Below are 22,979 nucleotides of genomic sequence, written 5' to 3'. Positions count from 1 at the left end.
GGAGGTCCTGCTCCCATCGACTCTGGCTCCCTAGGCACGAGTGTTCCTCGGAAGCCGTCTCCTGCTCGCGCTTGCTCCCCTACGCTTCGTCGTAGTAGGTGTTGGTTGAGGTGGAGGGGCACCCATGGCGGACGAGATCGCCCAGTTGGTGGAACAGGCAGGCCCGTATCTGGCGGCGGCTGTCAGTGCGTACGGCGGAGCCGTCTTGACCCGGGCGGAGGACGGTGCCGTGGAGGCTACCGCTAACCTGGGCCGTCGCGTCCTGCGCGCGGTGTTCCGTCGCGGCTCGCAGGGCGAACAGGCCGCCTTGGAAGCCGCAATTCAGGACGTAGCCGAGGACACCACCGACCCGGACGCGGCAGCGGCGCTGCGCCAGCAGATCAAGCGGGCCCTGCGCGAGGACGCTGGACTGCGTCAGGAGCTAGTCAGCCTCGTCGGACCGGCTGCCGCCTCTGTGACGATCACCGCATCCGGGGCAAGGTCGATCGCCGCCCACAGCATCACCACAGCCATCACCGGCGACGGCCACCGTCTCGCCCAGTGACCGGGTCCCACTACGAGTCCTCTGGCGCGAGGGCAGTTACGGCCCAGAGCATCGGTACTGCTCACACCGGCGACGTCATCGGCCTTCCCGCCGAGATCCTCACCGCCGCCCGCGACGTGCCAGCCCCACCAGGCCTTACCAATCTGCCGCCCTACCCCCTCTGTCTAGGTCGCGAGGACGCCCTCTCCTGGCTCCGTACCAAGCTCGCGGCGGATGGGGGGACTGCAATCACCCAGGCCTCGGCCGTCCACGGCCTCGGCGGAATCGGCAAGAGCACCCTGTCCCTCGCCTACGCCCACCGCTACCGCAACACCTACACACTCATCTGGTGGATCACCGCAGACTCCCCGGCCCGCATTGAGCAGTCCCTCGCAGACCTGACCTTCCGACTGCTCCCGTCCTGGGCCGGAACCGCCTCTCAGGTTCAGCAGGCGCAGTGGGCGATGACCTGGCTGCAATGGCACCCGGGGTGGCTGCTGGTTTTTGACAACGTCGAGAATCCGGCCGACCTCACTCACTACCTCGGGGCGCTCAACGGTGGTCATCACCTGGTCAGCAGCCGCCGCGCCACCGGCTGGCCGCGCACCATCAGCACCTATCCCCTCGGTATCCTCGCACCAGATGAGGCCGCCGAGCTGATCTGTGCCTACGCGTTCACCGATGGCAAGCCCACCCCCCGTGACTTCCGGGACGCCCGCGCGCTCGCTGCCGACCTTGGCCACCTCCCGCTCGCTCTGGAGCAGGCCGGCGCTTACCTGCGCCAGCACCCCACCATCAGCATCGATGGCTACCGCCGACGCCTGCCCACCAAGCTGGACAAGGCGGCCGAGGGCATCGACGCCGAACGAACCATCGCCAGGGTCTGGACCCAGACCCTGAGCGCTCTTGAGGCCCGAAGTCCCCACGCCGTGGAGGTCCTGCGCACTCTGGCCTGGCTATCCCCGGATGACATCCCCATCAGTCTTTTCGAGACTCGCGACGGTGACGACGATCTGCACGAAGCCTTGGGCCTTTTGGCCGCTTACAGCATGGCCACTGTCACGAGACATAGCGTCAGCGTTCACCGTCTCCTGCAAACGGTCCTTCGCTCCACCGCGCCGAGCGGGCTCGACGGTTTGCCCGTAGGCCGCCGCTTGGCCGAAGAATCACTTCTCCGGGCCCTTGGCCCTGAAGAGACGAGCGCGTCTTCAGTTTGGGATCACCTAGCTCCTCAGGTTGTCGCTCTCGCGACCACGAGGCCCAAGGAGTATCAGGACGACCTAGCAATCGAACTCTACGGTTTCCTGGTCGATCGTTTGGATGCGCAAGGCCACCACGCCCGCACCATCCCGCTCTTGGAGGCGACCCTCGCCCACTGCGAACTGATCCTCGGCGATACCCACCATGACACTTTGGCCAGCCGTAACAATCTCGCCGGCGGATATGCATCGATCGGAGATCTCAACCGCGCCATTCCTCTCCTTGAGGCGACCCTAGCTCAGAGCGAGGAGGTCCTTGGCGATACCCATCCCGACACCTTGGTTAGCCGAATCAACCTCGCGAGTGCCTACAGCAAGTCCGGCGATCTCGCCCGCGCCATCTCGCTTTACGAAGCGACTCTCGCCCAGTGCGAGAACGTCCTTGGCGATACCCACCCCGACACCCTGATCAACCGGAACCATCTTGCAAGCGCCTATCGAAATGTAGGCGATCTCGCCAGCGCGCTCCCCCTTATGGAGGCGACCCTCGCTCAGTGCGAGCAGATCTTTGGCGATATCCACCCCAGCACTCTGACTAACCGAAATAATCTCGCTGGCGCCTACCATGATGCCGGCGATCTCGCCCGGGCTATCTCGCTTTACGAAGCGACTCTCGCCCAGTGCGAGGAGGTCCTTGGCGACATCCACCCCAACACCCTGGCTAGCCGTAACAACCTCGCGGCTGCTTGTGGCGATGCTGGCGATCTCGTCCGTGCCATCTCGCTTTATGAAGCGACCCTCGCCCAGAGTGAGCAAGTCATCGGTGATATCCACCCCAACACTCTGATTAGCCGCAATAATCTCGCCGGGGCTTACCGCGATGCTGGCGATCTCGCCCGGTCTATCTCGCTTTACGAAGCGACCCTCGCCCAGCGGGAGGAGGTCCTTGGCGATACCCACCCCGATACGCTGGTCAGCCGCAGCAATCTCGCCGGGGCTTACCGTGATGCTGGCGATCTCGCCCGCGCCGTCCCTCTGCTGGAGTCGACTCTTGCTCATCGCGCGCGGATTCTTGGCGATACTCACCCAAGCACTCTGACGACCCGCAGTAATCTCGCCGGGGCTTACCGTGATGCTGGCGATCTCGCCCGCGCCGCCGCGCTTTATGAAGCGACCCTCGTTCAGTGTGAGGAGGTTCTTGGCGATACCCACCCCAACACCCTGACCACCCGAAACAACCTCGCAGCTGCTTGCGGCGATGCTGGCGATCTCGCCCGCGCCATCTCGCTTTATGAAGCGACCCTCGTTCAGTGCGAGCAGGTCCTTGGCGACACCCACCCCGATACTCTGGTCAGCCGCAGCAATCTTGCTGGCGCCTACCACGATGCTGGCGATCTCGCCCGCGCCGTGCCCCTCCTGGAGGCGAGCCTCGCCCAAAGCGAGCAGGTCCTCGGCGACACCCACCCCAAGACCCTGCGCATTCGCGAGATGCTGGAGGCTGTCATCCACCACCGTTAGAAGCCCGGCCTCTGTGCGTGAGCGTCCTTACATGCTGCGGGCGTCCAGCTTCGAGGCTCCCGTCGCCTGAGGCGCAGGTTGCCAGGACAGCGCGGCTGTGGGCGGGCCATGTGCACGGAAGGTGCTCGGCCGGCCCGCATGACCGCCATTGAGGTAGGTAGCGCGATTACTCACGGCGCTTGACGGGCGGTGTGTTGGCGTGTGACGTAAATCACGAAGATGGGGTGCGGGCGGCGACTTCGTCATTTGCTCCCAGCCTCCGGTGCGCTCTCAAGGTGCTCTGAACGAGGCTCGCTCGAACCATGATCCGGACCACCGGCGGACCAGATCCGGTCTGTGGGCAGGGGCTTGCAGGTCAGCGCCCGCCTGGTCAGCGGCCTGTAAATCTGTCGCGCAAGCTACGCAGGTTCGAACCCTGCACCAGCCACCGGATGGAGAACAGCCCCTGATCTGCGGAAACGCGGATCGGGGGCTGTTTTCGTTTTTCTCCGCGTTCCGCCCGGCGGGTCGATCGGGTGGCGACTTATTGCACATTGCTTGCAATTACAGGTGGCAGGCAGCAGAGTGGGGGCCACGGGGGTGGGAGTCCTTCCCGTCTTCCCAAGCGGCGACCGCCGTGACGTGGCCCGCCCACCCCCGTCCAGACCTTCCCCCGTGCGCCCGCCGCGCTCCCGTCGTGCCTCCGGGCGCGGCGTCAACGACGCGTAAAAGGCGTTCCCGGCCGCGTCAGGATCGCGTAGGGGCCGGAGTCCCGCCGGGGCCGTGACCCGCAGGATCGGAGCAACTACCGACTGCGGAGGTCCCGTCGATGTCCAGCGCCATCTCCACCCCGGCCGTCGAGGCCGACCCCCAGCCCCCGGACGCCGGCGCGGGTGACGAACGGCACCGCCTCTCGGCCCTCGGCGGCCTGGCCGCCCTCTCGCTGGACGCCATGGCCTCGGTGGCGTACGGGCCGGAGTCGATCGTCCTGGTGCTCGCCGCGGCCGGGGCGTACGGGCTGGGCTTCACGCTCCCCGTCACGGTGGCGATAGCCGTCCTGCTGGCCGTGCTGGTGGCCTCCTACCGGCAGGTGATCGCGGCCTTCCCGGACGGCGGCGGGTCGTACGCGGTGGCCAAGGAGCACCTGGGCCGCCGGACCGCTCTCACGGCCGCGGCCTCGCTGGTCATCGACTACATCCTGAACGTCGCGGTCTCGGTGACGGCCGGCGTGGCCGCGCTCACCTCGGCCGTGCCGGGCCTGTACGACGACCGGGTCTGGCTCTGCCTCGGCGTGCTGGCCCTGGTGACGGCCGTCAACCTCCGCGGCATCGCCGAGTCGGCCCGCTGGTTCATGGCGCCGACCGCCGTCTTCGTCCTCTCGATCATGGCGATCATCGTGGTCGGCCTGTTCCGGGACGCCCCCGCCAGCACCGCGGCCGCCGCCGGCCACGCGTCCGTGCTGGCCGAGAACGCGACCACCGTCGGCGCACTGCTCCTGCTGAAGGCCTTCGCGGCCGGCTGCTCGGCGCTGACCGGCGTCGAGGCGGTGGCCAACGCCGTCCCCTCCTTCCGTATGCCGCGCGTCAAGCGCGCCCAGCACACCGAGGTCGCGCTGGGCGCGCTGCTCGGCGTGATGCTGATCGGACTGGCCGTGCTGATCGGCCGCTTCCACCTCCAGCCGGTCGAGGGCGTCACCGTGCTCGCCCAGCTGGCCGACGCCTCGCTCGGGCACGGCGCCGCGTTCTACGTCGTCCAGTTCTCCACCGTGGTCCTGCTCGGCCTGGCCGCCAACACCTCCTTCGGCGGCCTGCCCGTCCTGCTCCACCTGCTGGCCCGGGACAACCACCTCCCGCACGTGTTCGCGCTGCGCGCCGACCGGCAGGTGCACCGGCACGGCGTCCTCTTCCTCGCGATCGTCTCGGCGGCGCTGCTGGTCGGCTCCGGCGGTGACGTCAACAGCCTGGTGCCGCTGTTCTCCATCGGCGTTTTCGTCGGCTTCACGATCTGCCAGGTCGGCATGGTCAAGCACTGGTACATGCACCGGCCGGCCAACTGGCGGTGGAAGGCCGCGCTGAACGGCTTCGGCGCCGTGCTCACCGGTGTCGCGACGCTCGTCGTGACCGGCACCAAGTTCACCGAGGGCGCCTGGGGCATCGTGGTGGCGCTGCCGCTGCTGGTGCTGCTCTTCGAGCTGATCCACCGCGGCTACGAGCGGATCGGCGAACGCCTGGAGCTGGGCCGGGTGCCCGGCGCGGTGGTCCGCCGGCGCAGCCTGGTCGTCGTCCCGGTGACGGCGATCACCCGGCTCACCCGGGACGGCCTGTCGGCGGCGCTGTCGCTCGGCGACGAGGTCATGGCGGTGACCGTCGTGCACGAGCGGGCCGAGGCCGAGGCGCTGCGGCGGGACTGGGAGCTGTGGGACCCGGGCGTGCCGCTGGTGGAGATCCCGGACGGCCACCGCCGGCTGGGCCAGCCGATCGCGGAGTTCGTCAACAGGCTGGGGGAGGAGCACGCGTACGACCGCCTGACGGTGCTGATCCCCGAGGTGGAGCCCGCCCACTGGTACCAGCGGGCGCTGCAGAACCGGCGGGGCGCCGTGATCGACCGCGCCCTGCGCCGGAGCACCGACGCGGTCGTGTGCCGCCTGCGCATGAGGATGTGACCGGCGCCCCCACCGCACCCAGTACGCACCTGACCTGCACATTCGGATACGAACGGTCCCGGACGGCACGCCCCGTCCGGGACCGTTCCGCGTCCTGGCACCCGTCCGCGTCAAGGTCGCGTCAACGTCCACCGTTCACCCGTATGGAGGGCGTCAGGAACCCATAACGCCCCTCTGATGGCTGGTTTGCTGCTTCAGCCGGTCTTCCGCCGGTGCCGCGATCAGCCCCCCGGCCGGTCGCGGCAGTCTCCCGAACCACGCTGGTGGAGCCCATGTCCGACCTCATCTACGTCGGTGTCACGGTCGCCGTGTTCGCCGTCATCGCCCTGATCGCGCGGGGGGTGGAGAAGCTGTGAGCGCTGAGAACCTCGCAGGTCTGATCGTGGCCGTCGCTCTCGTCGGCTACCTCGTCGTCGCGCTGATCTTCCCGGAGAAGTTCTGACATGGGATCCACTCTCGCTGGCTGGTTGCAGGCCATCGCCCTCGTCGGCGCGCTGGCCCTGTGCTACCGCCCCCTCGGCGACTACATCGCCGGGCTCCTCACCTCGGCCAAGCACCTCAGAGTCGAGCGCGGCATCTACAAGGTGATCGGCGTGGACGGCGACGCCGACCAGCGCTGGCCGGTCTACCTCCGCTCGGTGCTGGCCTTCTCGGCGGTCTCCGTCCTCTTCCTCTACGCCCTGATCCGGCTGCAGACCTTCCTCCTGCTGAACCTGGGTGTTCCGCAGATGGAGGGCCACCAGGCCTGGAACACCGCGATCTCGTTCGTCACCAACACCAACTGGCAGTCCTACAGCGGCGAGTCCGCGATGGGCCACCTGGTGCAGATGATGGGCCTGGCGGTGCAGAACTTCGTCTCCGCGGCCGTCGGCATCGCCGTCGTCGCCGCGCTGATCCGGGGCTTCACGCGCAACCGCACCGACCGCGTCGGCAACTTCTGGGTGGACCTCACCCGGATCTCGCTGCGGCTGCTGCTGCCGCTGTCGATCGTCTTCGCCCTGGTGCTGGCCGCCAGCGGCGTGATCCAGAACTTCCACGGCTTCACCGACGTGCACACCCTGTCGGGCGAGGTCCAGAAGATCCCGGGCGGCCCGGTGGCCTCCCAGGAGGTCATCAAGCTCCTGGGCACCAACGGCGGCGGCTTCTTCAACGCCAACTCGGCGCACCCGTTCGAGAACCCGACCGGTTTCTCGAACCTGGTCGAGATCTTCCTGCTCCTGGTGATCGCCTTCGCCCTGCCGCGCACCTTCGGCCGGATGGTCGGCGACAACCGCCAGGGCTACGCGATCGTCGCCGTGATGGGTCTGTTCTGGGTCGCCTCGGCCGCCCTGCTCACCTTCGCCGAGTCGCAGCACGGGGGCACCGCCCTGCAGGCCGCGGGCGCCGCGATGGAGGGCAAGGAGCAGCGCTTCGGCATCGCGGCCAGCTCGCTGTTCGCCGCTTCGACGACGCTGACGTCGACGGGTGCGGTCAACTCCTTCCACGACTCGTTCACGCCGTTCGGCGGCGGTCTGACGATCTTCAACATGATGCTGGGTGAGATCGCGCCCGGCGGTACCGGATCCGGCCTGTACGGCATGCTGGTGCTGGCCATCGTCGCGGTCTTCGTGGCCGGCCTGATGGTCGGGCGCACCCCCGAGTACCTGGGCAAGAAGCTCGGCGGCCGCGAGATGAAGTTCGCCTCGCTGTACATCCTCACCACCCCGACCATCGTGCTGGTCGGCACCGGTGTGGCGATGGCCCTGCCGGGCGAGCGGGCCGGGATGCTCAACTCGGGCGCCCACGGCTTCTCCGAGGTGCTGTACGCGTTCACCTCGGCCGCCAACAACAACGGCTCGGCCTTCGGCGGCATCACCGTCAACACCGACTGGTACGACACCGCGCTCGGTCTGGCGATGGTCTTCGGCCGCTTCCTGCCGATCGTCTTCGTCATGGCGCTGGCCGGATCGCTCGCCCAGCAGCAGCCGGTCCCGGCCACTCCGGGCACCCTGCCCACTCACAAGCCGCTGTTCGTGGGTCTGCTGTCCGGCGTGATCCTGATCGTCGTCGGCCTCACCTACTTCCCGGCCCTGGCTCTCGGGCCGATCGCGGAAGGTCTCTCCTGATGTCCACCCCTACGCTCACCCCCGCACCGGCCGACAAGGCCGAGGCCGCCGCCGGCTCGCACAGAGTGTCCAGCGGGCTGCTCGACCCGAAGCTGCTGCTCACCTCGCTGCCGGACGCGGTGAAGAAGCTCGACCCCCGGGTGATGGTCAAGAACCCGGTCATGTTCGTGGTCGAGGTCGGCTCGGTCGTCACCACCGTTTCCGCGATCGCCCACCCGTCGGTCTTCGCCTGGTCGATCACCGTCTGGCTGTGGCTCACCACGATCTTCGCCAACCTGGCGGAGGCCGTCGCCGAGGGCCGCGGCAAGGCCCAGGCCGACACCCTGCGCAAGACCAAGACCGAGTCGGTCGCCCGCCGCCTGCTGGACTGGCCGAAGAGCCAGGCCGAGGAGGAGGTCCCCGGGACCGCGCTCCAGCTGGGCGACCACGTGGTGGTCGAGGCCGGGCAGATCATCCCGGGCGACGGTGACGTCGTCGAGGGTGTCGCCTCGGTCGACGAGTCGGCGATCACCGGCGAGTCCGCGCCGGTGATCCGCGAGTCCGGCGGCGACCGCAGTGCCGTCACCGGCGGTACGAAGGTGCTGTCGGACCGGATCGTGGTGAAGATCGCCTCGGAGCCCGGCAAGTCGTTCATCGACCGGATGATCGCCCTCGTCGAGGGCGCCGCCCGGCAGAAGACGCCGAACGAGATCGCGCTCAACATCCTGCTGGCCTCGCTGACCATCGTCTTCCTGGTCGCGGTCGTCACGCTCCAGCCGATGGCGACCTTCGCGGGCGCCCCGCAGTCGATGATCGTCCTGGTCGCCCTGATCGTGGCGCTCATTCCGACCACCATCGGCGCGCTGCTGTCCGCGATCGGCATCGCCGGCATGGACCGCCTGGTGCAGCGCAACGTGCTGGCGATGTCCGGCCGCGCCGTCGAGGCCGCCGGCGACGTCAACACCCTGCTGCTCGACAAGACCGGCACCATCACCCTGGGCAACCGCCAGGCCGCCGAGTTCCTGCCCGCCCCGGGCGTGGAGACCGGCGAGCTGGCCAGTGCCGCGCAGCTGTCCTCGCTCGCGGACGAGACCCCCGAGGGCCGCTCGATCGTGGTCCTGGCGAAGACCGAGTACGGCCTGCGGGCCCGCGCCCAGGGCGAGCTGACGCACGCCACCTGGGTCCCGTTCACCGCCCAGACCCGCATGTCGGGCGTGGACCTGGACGAGCCCGAGGGTGTTCACCAGGTCCGCAAGGGTGCGGCCGGCGCCGTCACCAACTGGGTGAACGAGAACGGCGGTTCGGTCGGCGGCGAGGTCGCCACCCTGGTCGACGGCATCTCCGCGGCCGGCGGCACCCCGCTGGTGGTCGCCACGAAGATCGCCGACGCTCCGGCCAAGGTCCTCGGGGTCATCCACCTCAAGGACGTGGTCAAGGAGGGCATGCGCGAGCGCTTCGACGAGCTGCGCCGGATGGGCATCAAGACCATCATGATCACGGGCGACAACCCGCTGACCGCCAAGGCGATCGCGGAGGAGGCCGGCGTGGACGACTTCCTCGCCGAGGCCACGCCCGAGGACAAGATGGCCCTGATCAAGAAGGAGCAGGAGGGCGGCAAGCTGGTCGCGATGACCGGCGACGGCACCAACGACGCCCCCGCGCTCGCCCAGGCCGACGTCGGCGTCGCGATGAACACCGGGACCATGGCGGCCAAGGAGGCCGGCAACATGGTCGACCTCGACTCCAACCCGACCAAGCTGATCGAGATCGTCGAGATCGGCAAGCAGCTGCTCATCACCCGCGGCGCGCTGACCACGTTCTCGATCTCGAACGACGTGGCCAAGTACTTCGCGATCATCCCCGCGATGTTCGCCGGCGTGTACCCGGGCCTGCGGCACCTCAACATCATGGGCCTGCACAGCCCGCAGTCCGCGATCACCTCGGCGATCATCTTCAACGCCCTGGTCATCATCGGCCTCATCCCGCTCGCCCTGCGCGGCGTCCGTTACCGTCCTTCCGACGCGAGCTCCCTGCTGAGCCGCAACATCGGGATCTACGGCATCGGCGGACTGATCGTGCCGTTCGTCGGAATCAAGCTGATCGACCTCGTCGTCCAGTTCATCCCCGGCCTCAGCTGACGCAGGGAAAGGAAAGAAGCATCATGTCCAAGCCCCTGCCGACGACCGTCCGCACCCACTTCACCGCGCTGCGGATGCTGCTGGTCCTGACGGTGATCCTCGGGATCGCGTACCCGCTGCTGGTCACCGGCATCTCGCAGGTCGCCTTCAGCGACAAGGCCAACGGCTCGATCGTGAAGTCCGACGGCAACCAGGTCGGTTCGAGCCTGCTCGGCCAGAACTACAACCTGCCGAAGAAGAACCCGGACGACCCGAAGGAGGAGCCGGTGCCGGACCCGAAGTGGTTCCAGCCCCGCCCCTCCGCGAACAACTACGCCGGCGACAACTCGGGCGCCTCCAACCTCGGCCCGAACAGCGACGACCTGCTGAAGGCCGTCAACGACCGCCGCGCCGCGGCCGCCGAGTTCGACGGCGTCGACCCGGCGAGCGTCCCGGCGGACGCGCTGACCTCCTCCGGTTCCAGCCTCGACCCGCACATCTCGGTGGCCTACGCCAAGGAGCAGGTCAACCGGGTCGCCAGGGAGCGCAAGCTCCCGGTGGAGACGGTCGCCAAGCTGGTCGACACGTACACCGAAGGCCGTTCCCTCGGTTTCCTCGGCCAGGAGGGCGTCAACGTCGTCCTCCTCAACAAGGCGCTGGCGGAACAGAAGTGACAGCCCTACCGCTGGAGCTGTGAAACGGGCCGACCCGGGCGGGGCACCAACCCCCGCCCGGGTCGGCCGCCGTACACCCCGACCCCGGTGCGGGGCCGCCCTGGCAGGCCGCCCCGCAGGACACGAAAGAGCAGCGCCCATGGCCCGCGACCTCACGCCCGGCACCGGCACCCGCAGCGGCCGGCTGCGGGTGTACCTGGGTTCCGCCCCCGGGGTCGGCAAGACCTACCGGATGCTGGACGAGGCGCGGCGCAGACAGGAGCGCGGCGCCGACGTCGTGGTCGGGTACATCGAGTGCCACGGCCGCCGGCACACCGAGGGCATGCTGGCCGGCCTGGAGGTCCTGCCGCGGGTCCACCGCTCCTACCGGGAAGCCGAGTTCGAGGAGATGGACCTCGACGGCGTGCTCGCCCGCCGCCCGTCCGTCGTCCTCGTCGACGAACTCGCGCACACCAACATCCCCGGCGGCCGCAACGCCAAGCGCTGGCAGGACGTCGAGGACCTGCTCGCCGCCGGCATCGACGTCATCAGCACCGTCAACATCCAGCACCTGGAATCGCTGAACGACGTCGTCCAGAAGATCACCGGGATCCCGCAGCGGGAGACCGTCCCGGACGAGGTGGTCCGCCGGGCCGACCAGATCGAACTCGTCGACATGGCCCCGCAGGCGCTGCGCCGCCGCATGGCCCACGGCAACGTCTACAAGGCGGAGAAGGTGGACGCCGCGCTCTCCAACTACTTCCGGGTCGGCAACCTCACCGCCCTGCGCGAACTCGCCCTGCTGTGGGTCGCCGGGCGGGTCGACGAGGGCCTGCGCGACTACCGGGCCAACCACAACATCGACCGCGTCTGGGAGACCCGCGAACGCGTCGTGGTCGCCCTCACCGGCGGCCCCGAGGGCGAGACGATCATCCGCCGCGCCGCCCGGATCGCCGACCGCACCGCCGGGGGCGACCTCCTCGCCGTCCACGTGACCAGGAGCGACGGCCTGGCCGGCGCCTCCTCCGGCGCGCTCGCCCAGCAGCGGCAGCTGGTCGAGACCCTCGGCGGCAGCTACCACGTGGTGGTCGGCGACGACATCCCCACCGCGCTGCTGGCCTTCGCCCGCGCCCACGACGCCACCCAGCTGGTCCTCGGCACCAGCCGCCGCGGCCGGATCAGCCGCTTCCTCACCGGCCCCGGCATCGGCGAGACCACCGTGGACGCGTCCGAGGACATCGACGTCCACATGGTCACCCACGAGTTCACCCGCCGCGGCCGGCTGCCCTCGCTCGGCCGGCGCCACTCCAAGCGCCGCACCATCGCCGGCTACGCGGCCGGCTTCGTGGTGCCCTGGATCCTGACCGGGATCCTCTCCCAGGCGCACCACAGCGTGAACCTCACCACCGACGCGCTGATCTTCCAACTCGGCGTGGTCATCGTCGCCCTGCTCGGCGGCGCCACCTCGGCGCTGCTGGCCGCCGTCATCGCCTCGGTGCTGCTCAACTACTTCTTCATCCCGCCCGTCCACACCCTGACCATCACCGAGACGAACAACATCGTCGCCCTGGTGGTCTTCGCCGCCGTCGCGCTGGCCGTCTCCACCGTCGTCGACCACGCCGGCCGGCTCACCAGCCGGGCCGCCCGCGCCACCGCCGAGGCCGAGACCCTCTCCACCCTGGCGGGCAGCGTGCTGCGCGGCGCCGACGCGCTGCCCGCGCTGCTGGAGAAGTCCCGGACGGCCTTCGGCATGGACGCCGTCGCCCTGCTCTCCCGCACCGGCGGCGAGGTGCTGGCCCACTCCGAGGCCGAGCACCCGGGCGAGCCGGGCGGGGAGACCACCGAGGTGCCGGTCGGCACCGACGCCGTCCTGGTCCTCACCGGCCGCCGGCTGCCCGCCGCCGACCAGCGCGTCCTCACCGCCTTCGCCGCCCACGTCGCCGCCGCCCTGGAGCGCGACCGGCTGGCCGTCGTCGCCGCCGAGGTCGAGCCGATCAAGGCCGCAGACCGGATGCGCACCGCCCTGCTCGCCGCCGTCAGCCATGACCTGCGCACCCCGCTGGCCGCCGCGCTCGCCTCGGTCGGCTCGCTGCGCAGCCCCGACGTCGAGTTCTCGCCCGAGGACCAGGCCGAACTCCTCGCCACCGCCGACGAGTCGCTGGTCAAGCTCACCCGCCTGGTCGACAACCTGCTCGACATGAGCCGCCTCCAGGCCGGCGCCCTCACCCTGCACCTCACCGAGACCCACCTCGACGAGATCCTGCCCCGGGCGCTGGACAGCCTCCCCGACCCGTACGCGCCGGTCCAGCCGCTGGACCTCGACACCGCCCCGCCGGTGCTCGCCGACCCGCCGCTGCTGGAGCGCGTCCTCGCCAACGTGATCACCAACGCGCTGCGCCACAACGCGCCCGGCGCGCCCGTCCTGGTCACCGCCAGCCACCACGCCGACCAGGTCGAGATCCGGGTGATCGACCGCGGCCCCGGCATCGCCCCCGAGGACCGGGACCGGGTCTTCCTGCCGTTCCAGCGCCTCGGCGACACCGACAACACGACCGGCGTCGGCCTCGGCCTCGCCCTCTCGCGCGGCCTCGCCGAAGCCATGGGCGGCAGCCTGGAGGTCGAGGACACCCCCGGGGGCGGCACCACCATGCTGCTCACCCTGCCCGCAGCCGCCACTCGGGAGGAGCCTGAACATGAGTGAGCGAAGCGAACGAATCATCGAGAGGTGCGTGTTTCGCGAAGCGACCGCCGAGCGAAGCGAGGTGGCCGCATGAGTGAAATTCTGATCGTCGACGACGAACCCGCTCTACTGCGGACGTTGCGGATCAACCTCAGCGCCCGGCACTACGCCGTCCGGACGGCCGCCAGCGGCGGTGAGGCGCTCGACCGCGCCGCCCGCACCAGCCCGGACGCCGTCCTGCTCGACCTCGGCCTGCCGGACGTCGACGGCATGGACGTCCTGCGCGGCCTGCGCAGCCACAGCGCGATGCCGATCATCGTGCTGTCCGGCCGCTCCGGCGCCGCCGACAAGGTGGGCGCCCTCGACGCCGGCGCCGACGACTACCTCACCAAGCCCTTCCAGATGGAGGAGCTGCTGGCCCGGCTGCGCGCGGTGCTGCGCCGGCCCTTAGGCGGCCTCCCGCTGCTCCAGCCGGTCATCGGCGACCACACCGTGGACCTCGCCGCCACCACCGTCACCGGCCCGTCCGGCCCGGTGCGGCTCACCCCGACGGAGTGGCGCATCCTCGCCCTGCTGCTCGCCAACCCGGGCCGGCTCGTGCCCGGACGGCAGATCCTGCGCGAGGTGTGGGGGCCGGCCCAGGAGGAGCGCGGCAACTACCTGCGGGTCTACCTGGCCGGGCTGCGCCGCAAGCTGGAGCGGGACCCGGCCCGGCCGCGGCACCTGATCACCGAACCGGGCATCGGGTACCGCTACGAGCCCTGACGGGACGGCCGCGTCGTCAAAGGACCGTCAAGCCGTCAAAGGCCCGTCAAGAGGCGCCGGTTCACCGACAGGAGGGCGTCAAGGCCGGTCGGGAGCGGTCGTCCGCGGGCGTAGCGTCAGTGCTGTCCGAGCGGGCGCCGGCTCCAATGTGGGGGAGGCAGGGGCCCGCTCCCGCCGCCGCAAGGCGGCCAGCAGGTGGGGGAGGGGCGCGCAACTGTCCATTGCGCGCCCCTACGCCTTTTCCGGCCCTGCGCCTATCGGGGGACGGGACTCAGCCCCCGCCGCTGCTCCCCGACTGCCGCGGCAGCGCCAGCGCCACGGTGTCCGCGAACTCCCGTACGGCGCTGGTCCGGCTGACCACCCGCCCGCTGTGCACCACCAGTCGGCTGTGCCCGCCCGCGAGCGCCCCGGCCAGGCTGTCCCCGCGCACCGCCAGGAGCTCCGCCGGGAACCCGGCGTCCACCCGCACCGGCGGCAGCCCGAGCGCCGCCCGGGCCCGGTTCGCCACCGCGTCGTACGCCTCGTCCGGGCCCAGTGCCCCGCTCGCCGCCAGCAGGTACGCGGCCTCCAGCGGATCCGCCCGGCCGACCGGGTTCGACTGGTCCCGCAGCGTGCCGCTGCCCGCCGACAGCTCGACCCGGGCCTCCGTCAACTCCCTGAGCAGGCCGGGACGCAGGCCCGTCGGCGGGCCTTCGAGACCGGAGCAGCCGCCGTTCTGCGGCAGGCACACCACCCGCACCCCCGCGGTGGCCAGCACCGTCGCCGCGCCGCGGGCCAGCGACCCGCACGGGCCGAGCGTCACGCGCGGCTGCAGCGGAGCCAACGCGCCGACCAGGCGGGCGAGTTGGGCCGGATCGGCGGCGGTGGTGTGGAGGTCCACCGGGCAGTCCGCCTCGCGGGCGGCCTCCAGCAGCACCTGGACGTACCCGGCCGGGTCCGGGTCCAGCTCCGGGCAGCCGCCGGCCGCGGTGGCGCCCAGCTTGAGCGCGTCGCGCAGCTGCGCCCGGCCGTCCGCCCCGGCCCGGCCGGTCAGCAGCCGGGGCATCGCCACCGCCTGGAGCTCGGCCAGCCCGCGCAGCGCCTGCCGGGCGGTGAGCACCGCCTCCAGCCGGCCCAGCCCGTGCACGTCGCCGATCCGGACGTGGGTGCGCTGGGCGGTGGCGCCGTAGCCGAGCGAGGTGAGCGCGGCCTCGGTGATCCGCCGGGTGAGGTCGGCGGGCGTCTCGGGCGGCGGGGTGGGCAGTGCGGCGGAGAAGGCGACGTCGTAGTGGGCGTGCGCCTCGACGGGGGCGGGCAGCAGCAGGTAGCCCTTGAGGTCGATCTTGGCGCCGGTGGTGACGGTGGGCGTGCCCGGCATGGCGGGCAGCGGGCCGAGGCTGCCCACGGTGCCGACGGCCTGGATCCGGTCGCCGCTGATCCGGACGTCCACCACCCGCCCGTCGGCCAGCCGGGCGCCGGTGAGCAGGAGGACCGGGCCGTGCCCGAGCGGGTTGGCCGCCGGGCCGGGCCCCTGGTGCGGCCCGTCGGCGGCTGCGCTGTCCATCGCCGGCTCCTTCTCGCGCTGGGGCCCGTCGGGTGGCAGGCCGTCCCGATCAATGAGGGTCGAGCCTATGGGGCCGGGGGGCGGGGCGCCGGGAGGCGGGCATTAGTCGTATCGGGTCGGGCCGCGCGGCTCGCAGGCCGCTCGAACGCGGTGCCTTGGATCGCTCGTCCGTGCACCGCGCCCACCTGCGGTCTTCGCGGCCGGATACGGATTTCACCTCTGGGCGCGGAACGTGTAATCTCTTCCTCGTTCGCCCCTATAGCTCAGTCGGTAGAGCGTCTCCATGGTAAGGAGAAGGTCTGCGGTTCGATTCCGCATGGGGGCTCTGGTGAAAAGCAGTCAGCTCCGGCTGTGCTGCGGATCACTGTGGCGGTGTAGCTCAGTTGGTAGAGCAAGCGGCTCATAATCGCTGTGTCACCGGTTCAAGTCCGGTCACCGCTACCCCGCGTAGTCGGTCGGGAGATCGCACTCCCGGTCGGCTACTCTTGTTGTGTTCTTATTCGTTGTCCAAGGAAGGCACTCCCGTGGCTGCCACCGATGTCCGCCCGAAGATCACGCTGGCCTGCGTGGAGTGCAAGGAGCGGAACTACATCACCAAGAAGAACCGGCGTAACGACCCGGACCGTCTTGAGATGAAGAAGCACTGCCCCCGCTGCAACTCGCACACCGCGCACCGCGAGACCCGCTGACCCTCCCGTAGGGCATCGGGCCTGTGTGAATCCAGGTCTCATACTCCGGGCCGCATCCCTCACTGGGTTGCGGCCCGGAGTTTTTTTCGTACCCACCGCTTCGTATCCACCGCGTCCTCGAGGAGTTGCCGCCATGGCGCTCGATCCCTCCTTCATCGGGCGGACCTATCCGCCGACCGAGCCCTACGAGGTCGGTCGCGAGAAGATCCGTGAGTTCGCCGTCGCCGTCGGTGACCACAACCCGGCCTACACCGACCCCGAGGCGGCCAAGGCGCTCGGCCACCCCGACGTGATCGCCCCGCCGACGTTCCCCTTCCTGATCACCTACCGGGCCGCGGCCCAGGTGGTCGAGGACCCGGAGCTGGGCCTGGACTTCACCCGGGTGGTCCACGGCGACCAGAAGTTCGCCTACACCCGCCCGGTGCGGGCCGGCGACCGGCTGTCGGTCGACGTGACCATCGACAACATCAAGTCGCTGGCGGGCAACGACGTGCTCACCGTCCGCGGCGAGGTGACGGACGCGACCGGCGAGCACGTGGTGACGTCGGTCATGACCCTGGTGGCCCGGGCCGCCGACGAGGCGGGGGAGTGAGCCCGATGGCGATCAGCTACGACGAGGTCGAGGTCGGCACCGAGCTGCCGGCGCAGTCCTTCCCCGTGACGCGCGACACCCTGGTGCGCTACGCGGGCGCCTCCGGCGACTTCAACCCGATCCACTGGAACGAGAAGTTCGCGCTGGAGGTCGGCCTGCCCGACGTCATCGCCCACGGCATGTTCACCATGGCCGAGGCGATCCGGGTGGTCACCGACTGGGTCGGCGACCCGGCGGCCGTGGTCGAGTACGGCGTCCGCTTCACCCGCCCGGTCCCCGTCCCGAACGACGGCGTCGGCTCGGTGATCGAGGTCTCCGGCAAGGTCGCCAAGCTCCTCGACGACCGCAGGGTCCAGGTCGACCTCGTCGCCACCTTCGGCGGCCAGAAGGTCCTCGGCATGTCCCGGGCCGTCGTCCGCCTCGGCTAGGACCCGTACCGGGTGGAAGGGGTGCCGGGCGGTGCTCCTTCCACCCGTACGCTGGGGGGCGTGCTGGTAGAAAACGACGCCCCCCTTGCCCCGCTGACCACGCTCCGGCTCGGCGGGCCGGCCCGCAGGCTGGTCACCGCGCACACCGACGACGAGGTCGTCGCCGCCGTCCGCGAGGCCGACGCGGCGGGCGAGCCGCTGCTGGTGATCGGCGGCGGCTCGAACCTGGTGATCGGCGACGCCGGCTTCCCCGGCACGGTGCTGCGGATCACCACCACCGGCTTCGCGCTGGACGGGACGGTCCTGGAGCTGGCGGCCGGCGAGGTCTGGTCGGCGGCGGTCGAGCGGACCGTCCTCGACCACGGCCTGGCGGGCATCGAGTTCCTGGCCGGCATCCCCGGCTCGGCCGGTGCCACGCCGGTGCAGAACGTCGGCGCGTACGGCCAGGAGGTCGCGCAGACGATCACCGAGGTCGTCGCGTACGACCGCACCGCCGACGAGGTCGTCACGCTGGCGAACGACGCGTGCGGGTTCTCCTACCGGCACAGCCGCTTCAAGGCGGAGCCGGACCGCTACGTCGTGCTGCGGGTGCGCTTCGCCCTCGCGGACCACGACGGCCTCTCCAGCCCGGTGAAGTACGCCGAGGTGGCGAAGCACTTCGGCGTCGAGCAGGGCGAGCGGGTGCCGCTGGAGAAGGCCCACGACGCGGTGCTCGGGCTGCGCGCCGGCAAGGGCATGGTCCTGGACCCGGCGGACCACGACACCTGGTCGGCCGGCTCCTTCTTCACCAACCCGGTGCTCACGGCCGCGCAGTACGAGTCCTTCCGCACCCGCCCGGGCACCGGGAACGCCCCCGCCTACCCGGCGCCGGAGGGCTGCACCAAGACCTCGGCCGCGTGGCTGATCGACAAGGCCGGCTTCGGCAAGGGCTACGGCAGCGGTCCGGCCACGCTCTCCACCAAGCACACCCTGGCCCTGACCAACCGCGGCTCCGCCACCGCCGAGGACCTGCTCGCACTCGCCCGGGAGATCCGGGACGGCGTGCGGGCGGCCTTCGGGGTGGAGCTCGTCAACGAGCCGGTGATGGTGGGCGTGCGGCTCTAGGACCCGTCCACGGGGCCGTGCCCGTCGGCCAGCCAGGCGTCGATGTCCGCCAGGAGCTCCTTGCGGACGGCCTCCGGCGCGCACGAGCCGCGGACGGACTGGCGGGCCAGCTCGGCGAGTTCGGCGTCGGTGAAGCCCAGCACGTCGCGGGCCAGGTCGTACTGGGCGGCCAGCCGGCTGCCGAACAGCAGCGGGTCGTCCGCGCCGAGCGCGAGCGGCACCCCGGCGTCGAACAGCTTGCGCAGCGGGACCTCGTCCGGGTGCTCGTAGACGCCCAGCGAGACGTTGGACGACGGGCAGACCTCGCAGGTGACCTGCCGGGCGGCCAGCCGCTCCATCAGCCGCGGGTCCTCGGCGGCCCGGACGCCGTGGCCGATCCGGCCCGCGCCCAGGTCGTCCAGGCAGTCCCGGACGGACTCCGGGCCGGCCAGCTCGCCGCCGTGCGGGGCGGCCAGCAGCCCGCCCCGGCGGGCGATCGCGAAGGCCCGGTCGAAGTCCCGGGCCAGGCCGCGGCGCTCGTCGTTGGAGAGGCCGAAGCCGACCACACCGTGGTCGGCGTAGCGGACGGCGAGCCGGGCCAGGGTCCGGGCGTCCATGGGGGACTTCATCCGGTTCGCCGCGACCAGCACCCGGATGCCCACGCCGGTGGCCGCGGCGGCCTGCTCGACGGCGTCGAGGATGAGTTCCAGCGCGGGGATCAGCCCGCCCAGCCGGGGGGCGTACGAGGTCGGGTCGACCTGGATCTCCAGCCAGCGGGAGCCGTCCCGCCGCTCGTCCTGCGCGGTCTCCAGGACCAGCCGGCGGATGTCGGCCTCGTCCCGGAGCACCGAGCGCGCGGTGTCGTAGAGGCGCTGGAAGCGGAACCAGCCGCGTTCGTCGGTCGCCCGCAGCCTGGGCGGCTCGCCGGAGCTGAGCGCCTCCGGCAGCCGGACGCCGTGTTTGTCGGCCAGTTCCAGCAGGGTGGCCGGACGCATCGAGCCGGTGAAGTGCAGGTGCAGGTGGGCCTTCGGGAGGCCCCTGACGTCTCGCGGATTCAACAGGCGTTCCATTTGCCGATCCTGCCCTATCGGGCCCCCGAACGGGAACCGCCCTCCCTTCATCCCCCGATGGGGTGAAAGGAGGGCGGTCCGCCGGTGAACCCGGCGCGTCGGGTCGACGACGGCCGTCGGCCGGGCGTCGGCCGGTCGTCAGTCGCGGGCCTCGCCGAGCAGCTGCTGGATCCGGCCGATGCCCTCGACCAGGTCGGCGTCGCCGAGCGCGTAGGAGAAGCGCAGGTAGCCGGGGGTGCCGAAGGCCTCGCCCGGGACGGCGGCGACCTCGACCTCGTCCAGGATCAGGCTCGCCAGCTCGCCGGAGGTCTGCGGGCGCTTGCCGCGGATCTCCTTGCCGAGCAGGCCCTTGACGGACGGGTAGGCGTAGAACGCGCCCTCGGGCTCGGGGCAGACGACGCCCTCGATCTCGTTGAGCATCTTCACGATGGTCTTGCGCCGGCGGTCGAACGCGGTGCGCATCTCGTGCACGGCCGAGAGGTCGCCGCTGACGGCGGCGATCGCGGCGCGCTGGGCGACGTTGGAGACGTTCGAGGTGGCGTGCGACTGCAGGTTGGTCGCGGCCTTGATGACGTCCTTCGGGCCGATCACCCAGCCCACCCGCCAGCCGGTCATCGCGTAGGTCTTGGCGACGCCGTTGACGACGATGCACTTGTCGGCCAGGCCGGGCAGCAGGGCCGGCAGCGAGGTGAAGGCCGCGTCGCCGTAGACGAGGTGCTCGTAGATCTCGTCGGTGAGCACCCACAGGCCGTGCTCCAGCGCCCAGCGGCCGATCTCCTCGGCCTCGGCCCGGGTGTACACCGCGCCGGTCGGGTTGGACGGCGAGACGAAGAGCACCACCTTGGTGTTCTCGGTGCGGGCGGCCTCCAGCTGCTCGACCGAGACCTTGTAGCCCGTGGTCTCGTCGGCGATCACCTCGACCGGGACACCGCCGGCCAGCTGGATCGACTCCGGGTAGGTGGTCCAGTACGGGGCCGGGACGATGACCTCGTCGCCCGGGTCCAGGATCGCCGCGAACGCCTCGTAGATCGCCTGCTTGCCGCCGTTGGTCACGAGCACCTGCGAGGCGTCCACCGCGTAGCCCGAGTCGCGCAGGGTCTTGGCGACGATCGCTTCCTTCAGCTCGGGCAGGCCGCCGGCCGGGGTGTAGCGGTGGTTCTTCGGGTCGCGGCAGGCCTCGACGGCCGCCTCGACGATGTAGTCCGGGGTGGGGAAGTCGGGCTCGCCGGCGCCGAAGCCGATCACCGGGCGGCCGGCCGCCTTGAGGGCCTTGGCCTTGGCGTCCACGGCGAGGGTCGCGGACTCGGCGATCGCGCCGATCCGGGCGGAGACCCGGCGGTCGGCGGGGCGGATGGAGGGGTCGGGCTGCGGGGTGGAAGCGCTCATGCCTGCATCGTCGCAGAACCGGGACGGACCGGGCAGCGCGGTTTCACCATCCGTACGGGCCCGTCCGAATCGCGGCCGCGGATGATCGGACGGTGATCATGCGGGCATGCCGGACATAAGCCGGGCGACCGGTGCTCCGGCGAGAAGAGGTTCGACCAAACAGCCCCGGACCACGTACACTCACTGCTCGACGGCCACCGAAAACAACCGGAGCTTTCACCGCATGTGCAGACAGCGGCGGGAGATGCGGTAGGTTGGTCGCTACCGGAGCCGCGAGGCACCGTAGGGCAATAGCTCAATTGGTAGAGCACCGGTCTCCAAAACCGGCGGTTGGGGGTTCAAGTCCCTCTTGCCCTGCTGCTTGACCCGTATTCAGCCCGTTCGCTCCACAGAGCGAGCGGGCTTGATGCGGAGAGGGCACCGATCAGCACCGCTTTAGCCGGCTAGCACGTGCCCGACCGGGTGCGCAGGTGATGCTCGGCAGGACCCGGATTCAGGTGAGGACGAGTGACGGAGACCACGGGCTCCACCGCAACGCCTGAGAGCGGCAACCCCGAGGGTGCCGACGGCGCTGCCGAGAACGCGCCCGCCGAGGGCGAGGAGAAGGCGCTCTCGCGCCGCGACCGCAAGCGCGCCAAGCGTTCGGGCGACAAGTCCGGCAAGCGGGCCAAGAAGGGCCTGTTCGCCCGGATCGGCCTGTTCTACCGCCAGATCATCGCCGAGCTGCGCAAGGTCGTCTGGCCCACCCGCGGCGAGCTCACCAGCTACACCACCGTCGTGGTCACCTTCGTCGTGGTCATGATGGCCCTGGTGGCCGGTCTGGACTACGGCTTCTCCAAGCTCAGCCTGCTGGTCTTCGGCTGACCGAGCCGACCGCCTTCGAAAAGCTTCCCGACCCGGGCCGATACTTCGGCCCGGGTCGAGCTGTCTGCGCCGCACGTACACGGCCGCTACCGTTGACTCGGTACTGTTGAAGTCTCCGGACATCCACCTGGCGCCCGCGCGAGCGGGGCGCGCGGGCGGCCGTAGCGGAGCGCGCCACCTTCACCATCTCCAGGAAAGAAGCAGCCACCGTGTCTGAGTCCCCCCTGTACGACGCCGACGAGACCGTCCGCGAGGCGGATGTCGCCGCCGAGCTGGACGCGGCCGAGCAGGCTGACGACGCAGCGTCCGCCGAGCAGATCGTGGACGCCGTGGACGGCGACGAGGACGAGGTCGAGGCGTTCGACGAGGCCGAGGCCGGCGAGCCCGCCGAGGAGGCCGCGCTGCACGTGGAGACCGTCGAGGAGCCCGCCGCCGAGGTCGAGGAGGCCGAGGAGGCCGTCGAGGTCGACCCGGTCGCCAAGTTCCGCGAGGACCTGCGCTTCATGCCCGGCGAGTGGTACGTGATCCACACCTACGCCGGCTACGAGAACCGGGTGAAGCAGAACCTGGAGCAGCGCGCCGTCTCGCTGAACGTCGAGGAGTACATCTTCCAGGCCGAGGTGCCGCAGGAGGAGGTCGTCCAGATCAAGAACGGCGACCGCAAGACCATCCGCCAGAACAAGCTCCCCGGCTACGTCCTGGTGCGCATGGACCTCACCCCCGAGTCCTGGGGCGTCGTGCGCAACACCCCCGGTGTCACCGGCTTCGTGGGCAACGCCTACGACCCGTACCCGCTGACCCTGGACGAGGTCGTCAAGATGCTCGCCCCGGACGTCGAGCGCCAGGCGGCCAAGGAGGCCGGCAAGCCCTCGCCGGTCAAGCCCAGCGAGATCCAGGTCCTGGACTTCGAGGTCGGCGACTCGGTCACCGTCACCGACGGCCCGTTCGCGACCCTCCAGGCGACCATCAACGAGATCAACCCCGACTCGAAGAAGGTCAAGGGCCTGGTCGAGATCTTCGGCCGGGAGACCCCGGTCGAGCTGTCCTTCGACCAGATCCAGAAGAACTAGTCGTACGGTCTTGGGGGTGGGGGGGGGGGGGGCCGGCCCCCCCCCCCACCCCGGTTTTGGGACCGGCCGGGCCG

Annotated in this window: 18 protein-coding genes and 3 tRNA genes; 18 read left to right on the top strand and 3 right to left on the bottom strand. The window is 70.5% G+C overall.

Annotation, left to right across the window (positions count from 1 at the left end; translation table 11 throughout):
• The first annotated feature begins 124 nt into the window (after positions 1-124).
• The 9 genes from ACFV4F_RS13555 to ACFV4F_RS13515 all read left to right on the top strand — a co-directional run bounded on the left by ACFV4F_RS13555 (position 125) and on the right by ACFV4F_RS13515 (position 14,180).
• A complete protein-coding gene (locus tag ACFV4F_RS13555) occupies positions 125-544 on the top strand; it encodes a hypothetical protein (RefSeq protein WP_380502188.1) in 420 nt (139 codons plus the stop codon).
• Positions 541-3,240 (top strand): tetratricopeptide repeat protein, encoded by a 2,700-nt coding sequence (locus ACFV4F_RS13550; RefSeq protein ID WP_380502186.1) that lies wholly within the window; start codon positions 541-543, stop codon positions 3,238-3,240. The genes ACFV4F_RS13555 and ACFV4F_RS13550 overlap by 4 nt, the downstream gene beginning before the upstream one ends.
• Positions 3,241-4,048: 808 nt before the next feature.
• Positions 4,049-5,881, top strand: a complete 1,833-nt coding sequence (locus tag ACFV4F_RS13545; RefSeq protein ID WP_380502184.1) for an APC family permease — start codon at positions 4,049-4,051, stop codon at positions 5,879-5,881.
• Between the two features lie 352 nt (positions 5,882-6,233).
• Entirely contained in the window at positions 6,234-6,323 is a 90-nt protein-coding gene (gene kdpF / locus ACFV4F_RS13540; RefSeq protein WP_037830997.1) for a K(+)-transporting ATPase subunit F, read from the top strand.
• A gap of 1 nt (position 6,324) precedes the next feature.
• On the top strand, positions 6,325-7,986 hold the full coding sequence (gene kdpA / locus ACFV4F_RS13535; RefSeq protein ID WP_380435828.1) for a potassium-transporting ATPase subunit KdpA: 1,662 nt from the start codon (positions 6,325-6,327) through the stop codon (positions 7,984-7,986).
• Complete coding sequence (kdpB, locus tag ACFV4F_RS13530) at positions 7,986-10,103, top strand: potassium-transporting ATPase subunit KdpB (RefSeq protein WP_380435830.1); 2,118 nt, start codon at positions 7,986-7,988, stop codon at positions 10,101-10,103. Before kdpA ends, kdpB begins: the two co-directional genes overlap by 1 nt.
• 23 nt (positions 10,104-10,126) lie before the next feature.
• A complete protein-coding gene (gene kdpC, locus ACFV4F_RS13525) occupies positions 10,127-10,756 on the top strand; it encodes a K(+)-transporting ATPase subunit C (protein ID WP_380502182.1) in 630 nt (209 codons plus the stop codon).
• Positions 10,757-10,895: 139 nt separating this feature from the next.
• Entirely contained in the window at positions 10,896-13,436 is a 2,541-nt protein-coding gene (locus ACFV4F_RS13520; RefSeq protein WP_380435834.1) for an ATP-binding protein, read from the top strand.
• A 69-nt stretch (positions 13,437-13,505) separates the two neighbouring features.
• Positions 13,506-14,180 carry a response regulator gene (locus ACFV4F_RS13515; protein ID WP_380435836.1) on the top strand — a complete coding sequence of 225 codons (675 nt, stop codon included), beginning with the start codon at positions 13,506-13,508 and terminating at the stop codon, positions 14,178-14,180.
• A 271-nt stretch (positions 14,181-14,451) separates the two neighbouring features.
• On the opposite strand, the gene ACFV4F_RS13510 is transcribed toward ACFV4F_RS13515, so the two are convergent.
• Complete coding sequence (locus ACFV4F_RS13510; protein ID WP_380435838.1) at positions 14,452-15,723, bottom strand: hydrolase; 1,272 nt, start codon at positions 15,721-15,723, stop codon at positions 14,452-14,454.
• Positions 15,724-15,975: 252 nt separating this feature from the next.
• On the opposite strand from ACFV4F_RS13510, the gene ACFV4F_RS13505 reads away from it, so the two are divergent.
• The 6 genes from ACFV4F_RS13505 to ACFV4F_RS13480 all read left to right on the top strand — a co-directional run bounded on the left by ACFV4F_RS13505 (position 15,976) and on the right by ACFV4F_RS13480 (position 18,536).
• A tRNA-Thr gene (locus tag ACFV4F_RS13505) sits at positions 15,976-16,048 on the top strand.
• A 43-nt stretch (positions 16,049-16,091) separates the two neighbouring features.
• A tRNA-Met gene (locus ACFV4F_RS13500) sits at positions 16,092-16,164 on the top strand.
• Positions 16,165-16,247: 83 nt separating this feature from the next.
• Entirely contained in the window at positions 16,248-16,412 is a 165-nt protein-coding gene (rpmG, locus tag ACFV4F_RS13495) for a 50S ribosomal protein L33 (protein ID WP_006604855.1), read from the top strand.
• 133 nt (positions 16,413-16,545) lie between these two features.
• Positions 16,546-17,004: a MaoC family dehydratase N-terminal domain-containing protein gene (locus ACFV4F_RS13490; RefSeq protein ID WP_359962150.1), complete on the top strand. Its 459-nt coding sequence runs from the start codon at positions 16,546-16,548 to the stop codon at positions 17,002-17,004.
• Between the two features lie 5 nt (positions 17,005-17,009).
• Positions 17,010-17,432: a MaoC family dehydratase gene (locus ACFV4F_RS13485; protein ID WP_380435840.1), complete on the top strand. Its 423-nt coding sequence runs from the start codon at positions 17,010-17,012 to the stop codon at positions 17,430-17,432.
• Positions 17,433-17,492: 60 nt separating this feature from the next.
• Entirely contained in the window at positions 17,493-18,536 is a 1,044-nt protein-coding gene (locus ACFV4F_RS13480; protein WP_380435842.1) for a UDP-N-acetylmuramate dehydrogenase, read from the top strand.
• Here ACFV4F_RS13480 and ACFV4F_RS13475 read toward each other — a convergent pair.
• Complete coding sequence (locus tag ACFV4F_RS13475; protein ID WP_380435844.1) at positions 18,533-19,585, bottom strand: adenosine deaminase; 1,053 nt, start codon at positions 19,583-19,585, stop codon at positions 18,533-18,535. The two genes, ACFV4F_RS13480 and ACFV4F_RS13475, sit on opposite strands and share 4 nt — an antisense overlap.
• Positions 19,586-19,723: 138 nt before the next feature.
• Positions 19,724-20,971, bottom strand: coding sequence for a pyridoxal phosphate-dependent aminotransferase (locus ACFV4F_RS13470; RefSeq protein WP_380435846.1), 1,248 nt, complete (start codon positions 20,969-20,971; stop codon positions 19,724-19,726).
• Between the two features lie 284 nt (positions 20,972-21,255).
• Between ACFV4F_RS13470 and ACFV4F_RS13465 the strand changes: the two genes are divergently transcribed.
• The 3 genes from ACFV4F_RS13465 (at position 21,256) to nusG (ending at position 22,905) form a co-directional block, all read left to right on the top strand.
• A tRNA-Trp gene (locus ACFV4F_RS13465) sits at positions 21,256-21,328 on the top strand.
• 150 nt (positions 21,329-21,478) lie between these two features.
• A complete protein-coding gene (gene secE / locus ACFV4F_RS13460) occupies positions 21,479-21,835 on the top strand; it encodes a preprotein translocase subunit SecE (protein ID WP_359962165.1) in 357 nt (118 codons plus the stop codon).
• 209 nt (positions 21,836-22,044) lie between these two features.
• A complete protein-coding gene (nusG, locus tag ACFV4F_RS13455) occupies positions 22,045-22,905 on the top strand; it encodes a transcription termination/antitermination protein NusG (protein ID WP_380502180.1) in 861 nt (286 codons plus the stop codon).
• Positions 22,906-22,979 lie beyond the last annotated feature (74 nt).

It is taken from the genome of Kitasatospora sp. NPDC059722, from assembly GCF_042733235.1.
GTDB lineage: Bacteria > Actinomycetota > Actinomycetes > Streptomycetales > Streptomycetaceae > Kitasatospora.
Note: the sequence above shows the minus strand (reverse complement) of the source record. Positions and strands in the feature narration are given on the sequence as shown.